Raw genomic sequence first — 3,235 nt, 5'->3', positions numbered from 1 at the left:
CGCAGTGTCCATTCGCACTGCGTAAGGAGAGTGCGTTGGGCAGGGTTGAGATCATCACCGGGGTGGAGCGGCGGCGCCGGTATTCGGATGAGGAGCGCGCGGCGGTTCTGGCGATGTGCGATGAGCCGAAGGCGACGATTGTGGGCGTGGCCAAGCGATTAGGGATGTCGCCGGGGTTGATCCATGGCTGGCGACGGATGCGCCGGGAGGCGGAGAAGCTTTCGAGCGAACCGTTGCAATTCATTGCCTATGGCTCGGTTGGCGAACCGTCAGGTCAAGTGCCTGCCCCCACGCCGATAACACCACCACCTGCCCCTGTCCCGCACACCGCCGCCGAAGAACTGACCTGCCCGCATCCCGGCACCCGGCCGGGTGCGATTGACGTCGATCTGCCCAATGGCATCCGGCTTTCGGTGGACAGCTACGTCAATGAGAAAGCGCTGGCTCGGGTGCTACGCGCCTTGCGGGATGTGGCATGATTTCGTTGGCGCCGGGCACCAAGGTCTATCTGGCGAGCAAGCCGGTCAGCATGCGGCTCGGGTTCGATGGGTTGGCTGCATTGGTGCGTCCCTTGTTCGCGGTCGAGCCCTATGGCGGCCATGTCTTCCTGTTTCGCAGCAAGAGCGGCAATTACCTGAAGGCGCTGCACTGGGATGGCAGCGGGCTTTGTCTGTTCGCCAAGCGTCTGGAGCGCAGCCGTTTCGTGTGGCCGCCACTGATTGAAGGCGGGGTTTTGCTGACACCGGCGCAGTTCGCCTTGCTGATCGAGGCGATGGATTGGCGCCGCACGGTGGCGCCCGAGCCACCACGCACACCGGCTCAACTTTGATGGCATAATTGGCGTAATTCCGGGCTTTTTACTTGGTCGGCAAGGCAGATTCTGCTAGCGGGAAGCGTGTTCCCCGATGACCTCGAACTGCCTGCTGACCCTGCAGAATTGCGCGCTTTTGCCGCTGCCATGCTGGCGCGCGCGGTAGCATCAGAGCAGGCGCTGGCCGCCGAGCGGACCGCCCATAACGACACCCGCGAGAAGCTGGAGGCGGTGCAAAGCTCGATTAAACTGACCGCGCTGCAGATCGAGAAGCTCAAGGTGCAACTGGCCCGGCTTCGGCACATGAAGTTTGGCCAGTCCTCCGAACGCTTGGCCGCACAGGCCGATCAGCTTGAACTGACGTTGGAAGACCTCGAGGCCGAGCATGCCCATGCCGAGTGCGTGGTCGAAGGCCACGTTTCCGATGACGCGCCCACCAAGACAGCCCCACGCAAGCCCCGCCGTGCGTCGCTGCCCGACCATCTCCCCCGCGATGAGGTTATGCACGCTGCCCCGGATGCCGAGGGCTGCTCGGCCTGCGGCGGCACGATGGCCAAGCTGGGCGAGGATGTGACCGAGGTGCTGGAATATGTCCCGGGCCGCTTTCGCGTCACCCGCCATGTGCGCCCCAAGCTGTCCTGCAATCGCTGCGATGCCATCAGCCAGGCACCGGCCCCGGGGCTTCCCGTGCCGCGTGGCCGCGCTGGCCCCGGCTTGCTGGCCCACGTCATCGTTTCGAAGTTTGCCGACCACCTCCCGCTCTACCGCCAGTCACAGATCTATGCCCGCGAAGGCTTAGAGATCAGCCGCTCGACGATGGCCGATTGGCTGGGGCAGACAAGCTGGCTACTGCAACCGCTGGTCGACAGGATTGCCGATCACGTCATAGCCAGCGTCAAACTCCACGCCGATGACACGCCTGTTCCCGTGCTGGCGCCGGGAACAGGGAAGACGGCCACCGGCAGGTTGTGGGTCTATCTGCGTGACAATCGACGATGGGACGCATCGGACAAGCCCGCAGCCCTGTTCCGCTACAGCCCGGATCGCAAGGGCGAGCGGCCACGCGAGCATCTCAAGACATTCGCGGGTTTCCTGCAGGCCGATGCCTATGCCGGTTTCGAGCGGCTTTACGCGCCTGACCGAGAGCCTGGGCTGATCACGCCTGTCGCCTGCTGGGCGCATGCACGGCGCAAGCTGCATGACGTCTTCAAGGCGGATGAGCATTCCGTGGCGCGCCATGGGCTGGATATGATTCGCGACCTTTACACCATCGAGCGCCAGATCGCCGATGTGTCGGCGGAGGAACGGGGGCAGGCGCGCACGGCATCGAAAGCCAAAGCACTGGAGTTCTTCGCCTGGGCCGATGATGTGCTGTCCAAGGCTTCGGCTCGTTCACCGCTGGCAGAAGCGCTGCGTTATGCCGTGAAGCTCAAGCCCCAACTGCTGACCTACACAGAGGACGGTAGGCTGGAGATCGACAACAATCCCGCGGAGAACGCGCTGCGCGGGATATGCCTGGGCCGCAAGAACTGGCTTTTTGCCGGTGCCGACTGCGGCGGCGAGCGGGCTGCCGCCATGTATTCTCTGCTGGAAACCGCCAAGCTCAATGGCATCAATCCGCAGGAATGGCTTGCTCACGTGCTCGACAGCATCAGCAAAGGGCATCCTATCAATCGAATTGGTGAGCTTTTGCCCTGGAATTGGGGTGCATCGATACCGTAAAACTCGGCTATGGTGGCTTTCTGCCCGTCCCGATTGTGAAATCGAGCGATTCTGCCATGATCGTTAGATGAAGCGCACATATGGACCCATACTTTTGGCTGCCCAATTGGCAGCGGTGCCCGTGCACGCGAGCGTTGCAGATTTGCCGCTTCCGCTCTCTGTCCGTTCGTTGCTCGACGACCTAGGCCTGGCGCGCGAGGAGTATGCTCAAGCCACTGAAAAATGCAGACGAAAGGCTACAAATATCAGCGGCATTGACGGCTTTATCGCCGTCGATGCTGGCTCCTATGATTGCCGAGGAGGCAGTCCCGATTTCAACTTCGCCCAGCGGAAGTCGATTTTGACAATTGATTTTCGGGCGAAAATACCGGTCACAAAATGTGTGTCCTTCGATCAGGCGGAACACTATCTAATCGACCATGGATGGCGTCGCGTTTCAAATCAACCGGCGCGCGATCTTCTGCCTATCAGCGTTGATTTTACCGATGAAGCAGGCTCAATCCTTACTTTGGCGCCATATCTTCAAAAGAATTGCCTGACGTCCGCGAGTCTTAAGATCAGCGCCGCTTCGATAGACCACTAAGTTCACCCCTCTTTTCTGGTTACCCGATAGCAACGGTAAAAAACCGGGAATGAGGGCAAGGCCGTCGGTATGGCTATGCTCTGCGGGCATTGCTTTTTGATAACGGTTCACGCCGGACG

Annotated in this window: 4 protein-coding genes; all 4 read left to right on the top strand. The window is 61.1% G+C overall.

Features of this window, described 5'->3' with window-relative positions; all coding sequences use genetic code 11:
- Positions 1-62: 62 nt before the first annotated feature.
- Positions 63-479 carry a transposase gene (locus IP65_RS20610; protein WP_231627924.1) on the top strand — a complete coding sequence of 139 codons (417 nt, stop codon included), beginning with the start codon at positions 63-65 and terminating at the stop codon, positions 477-479.
- Positions 480-484: 5 nt separating this feature from the next.
- Positions 485-829, top strand: a complete 345-nt coding sequence (gene tnpB / locus IP65_RS20605; protein ID WP_369801325.1) for an IS66 family insertion sequence element accessory protein TnpB — start codon at positions 485-487, stop codon at positions 827-829.
- Between the two features lie 66 nt (positions 830-895).
- Positions 896-2,533 carry an IS66 family transposase gene (locus IP65_RS20600; RefSeq protein ID WP_054132905.1) on the top strand — a complete coding sequence of 546 codons (1,638 nt, stop codon included), beginning with the start codon at positions 896-898 and terminating at the stop codon, positions 2,531-2,533.
- A 67-nt stretch (positions 2,534-2,600) separates the two neighbouring features.
- On the top strand, positions 2,601-3,116 hold the full coding sequence (locus IP65_RS21595) for a hypothetical protein (protein WP_156306823.1): 516 nt from the start codon (positions 2,601-2,603) through the stop codon (positions 3,114-3,116).
- The last annotated feature ends 119 nt before the right edge of the window (positions 3,117-3,235 follow it).

The sequence above is a fragment of the Novosphingobium sp. AAP1 genome (assembly GCF_001295765.1).
In the GTDB taxonomy this organism is placed as follows: domain Bacteria; phylum Pseudomonadota; class Alphaproteobacteria; order Sphingomonadales; family Sphingomonadaceae; genus Novosphingobium; species Novosphingobium capsulatum.
The sequence above is the reverse complement of the archived record's forward strand: the minus strand, read 5'-3'. Positions and strand labels throughout refer to the sequence as shown.

Excerpts from the sequence above, each read along its gene's own strand:
- IP65_RS21595 (WP_156306823.1), top strand. The coding sequence starts at position 2,601 with ATGAAGCGCACATATGGACCCATACTTTTGGCTGCCCAATTGGCAGCG.